General features: G+C 58.6%; 3 rRNA genes. All 3 read left to right on the top strand.

Annotated features, from left to right (window positions below):
* Nucleotides 1-219: 219 nt before the first annotated feature.
* The 3 genes from MXD59_RS25655 to rrf all read left to right on the top strand — a co-directional run bounded on the left by MXD59_RS25655 (nucleotide 220) and on the right by rrf (nucleotide 5,482).
* A 16S ribosomal RNA gene (locus MXD59_RS25655) occupies nucleotides 220-1,729 on the top strand.
* Between the two features lie 454 nt (nucleotides 1,730-2,183).
* Nucleotides 2,184-5,290: ribosomal RNA gene (locus MXD59_RS25660) — 23S ribosomal RNA — on the top strand.
* A 75-nt stretch (nucleotides 5,291-5,365) separates the two neighbouring features.
* Nucleotides 5,366-5,482, top strand: a 5S ribosomal RNA gene (rrf, locus tag MXD59_RS25665).
* The 16S, 23S and 5S rRNA genes sit together here, the layout of an rRNA operon.
* Nucleotides 5,483-5,615 lie beyond the last annotated feature (133 nt).

A 5,615-nucleotide genomic window follows, 5' to 3' on the forward strand; every position in this document is an offset into this window, starting at 1 on the left:
GCGCCTGCTCCTTGAGAACTCAACAGCGTGCCGATTGTCAGTGCCAATATGTACTGCCCCCTTTTTCATGGCTCTGGCTGGTTGTGTCCTGCTTTGTGGTGGGGTGTGGCTGGTTGGGGTTGTGGGGGAAATTCCTTTGGACACACTGTCATGGCTCTTTGGGGTTGTGGTGGTGATGTCGGGGTCTACTGGGCTGTGATGGCCTGGTTTCTTCATGCATTGATGGAGAGTTTGATCCTGGCTCAGGACGAACGCTGGCGGCGTGCTTAACACATGCAAGTCGAGCGAGGGGCTTCGGCTCCTAGCGGCGAACGGGTGAGTAACACGTGGGCAACCTGCCCCGAGCTCTGGAATAACCTCGGGAAACCGGGGCTAATGCCGGATATGACATTGCCGGGCATCTGGTGGTGTGGAAAGATTTATCGGCTCGGGATGGGCCCGCGGCCTATCAGCTTGTTGGTGGGGTGACGGCCTACCAAGGCGACGACGGGTAGCCGGCCTGAGAGGGCGACCGGCCACACTGGGACTGAGACACGGCCCAGACTCCTACGGGAGGCAGCAGTGGGGAATATTGCGCAATGGGCGAAAGCCTGACGCAGCGACGCCGCGTGAGGGATGACGGCCTTCGGGTTGTAAACCTCTTTCAGCAGGGACGAAGCGAAAGTGACGGTACCTGCAGAAGAAGCACCGGCCAACTACGTGCCAGCAGCCGCGGTAATACGTAGGGTGCAAGCGTTGTCCGGAATTATTGGGCGTAAAGAGCTCGTAGGCGGCCTGTCACGTCGGCTGTGAAAACCCGGGGCTCAACCCCGGGCCTGCAGTCGATACGGGCAGGCTAGAGTCCGGCAGGGGAGACTGGAATTCCTGGTGTAGCGGTGAAATGCGCAGATATCAGGAGGAACACCGGTGGCGAAGGCGGGTCTCTGGGCCGGAACTGACGCTAAGGAGCGAAAGCGTGGGGAGCGAACAGGATTAGATACCCTGGTAGTCCACGCCGTAAACGTTGGGCGCTAGGTGTGGGGGACCTTCCACGGCCTCCGTGCCGCAGCTAACGCATTAAGCGCCCCGCCTGGGGAGTACGGCCGCAAGGCTAAAACTCAAAGGAATTGACGGGGGCCCGCACAAGCGGCGGAGCATGTGGCTTAATTCGATGCAACGCGAAGAACCTTACCAGGGTTTGACATGCAGGGAAATCCTCCAGAGATGGGGGGTCCGTAAGGGTCCTGCACAGGTGGTGCATGGCTGTCGTCAGCTCGTGTCGTGAGATGTTGGGTTAAGTCCCGCAACGAGCGCAACCCTCGTCCTATGTTGCCAGCGAGTCATGTCGGGGACTCATAGGAGACTGCCGGGGTCAACTCGGAGGAAGGTGGGGATGACGTCAAGTCATCATGCCCCTTACGTCCTGGGCTGCACACATGCTACAATGGCCGGTACAAAGGGCTGCGATGCCGTGAGGTGGAGCGAATCCCAAAAAGCCGGTCTCAGTTCGGATCGGGGTCTGCAACTCGACCCCGTGAAGTCGGAGTCGCTAGTAATCGCAGATCAGCAATGCTGCGGTGAATACGTTCCCGGGCCTTGTACACACCGCCCGTCACGTCACGAAAGTCGGTAACACCCGAAGCCGGTGGCCCAACCCTTGTGGGGGGAGCCGTCGAAGGTGGGACCGGCGATTGGGACGAAGTCGTAACAAGGTAGCCGTACCGGAAGGTGCGGCTGGATCACCTCCTTTCTAAGGAGCGTCTGGCCTTCCCGTCCTGTTGGGGGTGGGGGGGTCCAGGGCCAGGGCTGGCTGTGCATGCCGGTCTGGTTGCTCATAGGGTGTGGAACACTGACAATGATCGTCTTCTGGTGGTCTGGTGTCTAGTACTCCTGCTGTCTGCTCTTTCTTCGGAGGGGGTGGGGGTGGGGTGGAACGGGGCTGGGTTGGTGGGGGAGGGTCGTGGCACGCTGTTGGGTCCTGAGGGAGTCGTGTGCTTCCTCGTGGTTGGTGTGATCCCTCTGCTGGTGTGCTGGCCTGCTGGTGTCTGCCTGTGATGGGTGGGTGCGGGTGGGCTGGTGTGCTGGTGGGGGTTGCGGGTCTGGTCGTGGTGGAGGACTGCCTTCCGGTGTGGGGGTGGGCTTCACGGGTGCGGCTGGGGCTGTCCGTACGTTGAGAACTGCACAGTGGACGCGAGCATCTTTGTGGCCAAGTTATTAAGGGCGCACGGTGGATGCCTTGGCACCAGGAGCCGATGAAGGACGTGGGAGGCTGCGATATGCCTCGGGGAGCTGCCAACCGAGCTGTGATCCGAGGATTTCCGAATGGGGAAACCCGGCAGGGCTTTAAATCCTGTCACCCTTGCCTGAACACATAGGGCATGTGGAGGGAACGCGGGGAAGTGAAACATCTCATTACCCGCAGGAAGAGAAAACAACAGTGATTCCGCGAGTAGTGGTGAGCGAAAGCGGATGAGGCTAAACCATGGTCGTGTGATAGCCGGCAGGCGTTGCGGCTGTGGGGTTGTGGGAGCGTTCTGTTAGGACTGCCGTTCTTTCGAGGAGTCAGAAAAAACTGGGTTAGGCGAAGGTCATGTGAATGGGCCGCCATAGCGGGTAACAGCCCCGTAGTCGAAAACCTTGTTTCTCCTGAACGTTTTCCCAAGTAGCACGGAGCCCGTGAAATTCCGTGTGAATCTGGCGGGACCACCCGCTAAGCCTAAATACTCCCTGGTGACCGATAGCGGACTAGTACCGTGAGGGAAAGGTGAAAAGTACCCCGGGAGGGGAGTGAAAGAGTACCTGAAACCGTGTGCCTACAATCCGTGGGAGCTGGACTTCGGTCTGGTGACCGCGTGCCTTTTGAAGAATGAGCCTGCGAGTTTGCGGTGTGTGGCGAGGTTAACCCGTGTGGGGTAGCCGTAGCGAAAGCGAGTCCGAATAGGGCGTTTGAGTCGCATGTCCAAGACCCGAAGCCGAGTGATCTACCCATGGCCAGGTTGAAGCGCGGGTAAGACCGTGTGGAGGACCGAACCCACCAGGGTTGAAAACCTGGGGGATGAGCTGTGGGTAGGGGTGAAAGGCCAATCAAACTCGGTGATAGCTGGTTCTCCCCGAAATGCATTTAGGTGCAGCGTCGCATGTTTCTTGCCGGAGGTAGAGCACTGGATGGCCTAGGGGGCCCACAAGCTTACTGAAGTCAGCCAAACTCCGAATGCCGGTAAGTGAAGTGCGGCAGTGAGACTGCGGGGGATAAGCTTCGTAGTCGAGAGGGAAACAGCCCAGATCGCCAGCTAAGGCCCCTAAGCGTGCGCTAAGTGGAAAAGGATGTGGAGTCGCACAGACAACCAGGAGGTTGGCTTAGAAGCAGCCATCCTTGAAAGAGTGCGTAATAGCTCACTGGTCAAGTGATTCCGCGCCGATAATGTAGCGGGGCTCAAGCGCACCGCCGAAGCTGCGGCATGCACAAGTGTACCCGGCATCTTTTGGTGTCCAGGTTTGTGCGTGGGTAGGGGAGCGTCGTGTGGCGCGTGAAGCGGCGGGGTGACCCAGTCGTGGATGCCATACGAGTGAGAATGCAGGCATGAGTAGCGAATGACGGGTGAGAAACCCGTCCGCCGAATGACCAAGGGTTCCTGGGGCAGGCTAATCCGCCCAGGGTGAGTCGGGACCTAAGGCGAGGCCGACAGGCGTAGTCGATGGATAACGGGTTGATATTCCCGTACCGGTGTTGATGCGTCCATGCTGAGGCCAGGTGTGCTAACCATCTGATTGCAGGCATCCTTTAGGGGGTGTGTGTGGGAGGGTGGGGTCCCGTCTGGTAGTAGGCAAGCGATGGGGTGACGCAGGAGGGTAGTCCATCCCAGGCGGTGGTTGTCCTGGGGCAAGGGCGTAGGACGGAACGTAGGCAAATCCGCGTTTCATGTGTCTGAGACCTGATGCCGAGCCGATTGTGGCGAAGTGGATGATCCCATGCTGCCGAGAAAAGCCTCTAGCGAGTGTCAGGACCGCCCGTACCCTAAACCGACACAGGTGGTCAGGTAGAGAATACCAAGGCGTTCGAGTGAACTGTGGTTAAGGAACTCGGCAAAATGCCCCCGTAACTTCGGGAGAAGGGGGGCCGTTCTCCGTGTAGGGACTTGCTTCCGTAGCGGGGAGTGGCCGCAGAGACCAGGGGAAAGCGACTGTTTACTAAAAACATAGCTCCGTGCTAAGTCGTAAGACGATGTATACGGAGTGACGCCTGCCCGGTGCTGGAACGTTAAGGGGACGGGTTAGCTCTTCGGGGCGAAGCTCAGAACTTAAGCGCCAGTAAACGGCGGTGGTAACTATAACCATCCTAAGGTAGCGAAATTCCTTGTCGGGTAAGTTCCGACCTGCACGAATGGCGTAACGACTTTCCCACTGTCTCAACCACAGACTCGGCGAAATTGCACTACGAGTAAAGATGCTCGTTACGCGCGGCAGGACGGAAAGACCCCGGGACCTTTACTATAGCTTGATATTGGTGTTCGGTTCGGCTTGTGTAGGATAGGTGGGAGACTGTGAAGCTGGGACGCCAGTCCTGGTGGAGTCACTGTTGAAATACCACTCTGGTCGTACTGGATGTCTAACCTCGGTCCGTGATCCGGATCAGGGACAGTGTCTGGTGGGTAGTTTAACTGGGGCGGTTGCCTCCTAAAGAGTAACGGAGGCGCCCAAAGGTTCCCTCAGCCTGGTTGGCAATCAGGTGTTGAGTGCAAGTGCACAAGGGAGCTTGACTGTGAGACAGACATGTCGAGCAGGTGCGAAAGCAGGGACTAGTGATCCGGCGGTGGCTTGTGGAAGCGCCGTCGCTCAACGGATAAAAGGTACCCCGGGGATAACAGGCTGATCTTGCCCAAGAGTCCATATCGACGGCAAGGTTTGGCACCTCGATGTCGGCTCGTCGCATCCTGGGGCTGGAGTAGGTCCCAAGGGTTGGGCTGTTCGCCCATTAAAGCGGTACGCGAGCTGGGTTTAGAACGTCGTGAGACAGTTCGGTCCCTATCCGCCGCGCGCGCAGGAGACTTGAGAAGGGCTGTCCCTAGTACGAGAGGACCGGGACGGACGAACCTCTGGTGTGCCAGTTGTTCTGCCAAGAGCATGGCTGGTTGGCTACGTTCGGAAGGGATAACCGCTGAAAGCATCTAAGCGGGAAGCCTGCTTCGAGATGAGGTCTCCCACAGGGTAGCCTGGTAAGGCCCCCGACTAGATGATCGGGTTGATAGGCCGGAGGTGGAAGTGCGGTGACGCATGGAGCTGACCGGTACTAATAGGCCGAGGGCTTGTCTTCGAAGATGCTACGCGTCCACTGTGCGGTTCTGACTGTACGGCCAGTGTTGTGTGCTGGGTGTGCGGTGAGAAGTGTTTCGGTGGTTTTGGCGAAGGGGAAACGCCCGGTCTCATTCCGAACCCGGAAGCTAAGCTCTTCAGCGCCGATGGTACTGCATGGGGGACCGTGTGGGAGAGTAGGACGCCGCCGGACTTTATACAGGTTGTGGGGTTGTTCCGCTTGTCGGAGCAACCCCACACCTGTTTCCGGGTGTGGATGGGTTCCGTGGGCTGTCGGCTTGTTTGCCGCCGGCCCTTTTTCTTTGCTGCGGGCGAAGTCGCAGGCG

This window comes from Frankia umida, assembly GCF_023242945.1.
GTDB lineage: Bacteria > Actinomycetota > Actinomycetes > Frankiales > Frankiaceae > Frankia > Frankia umida.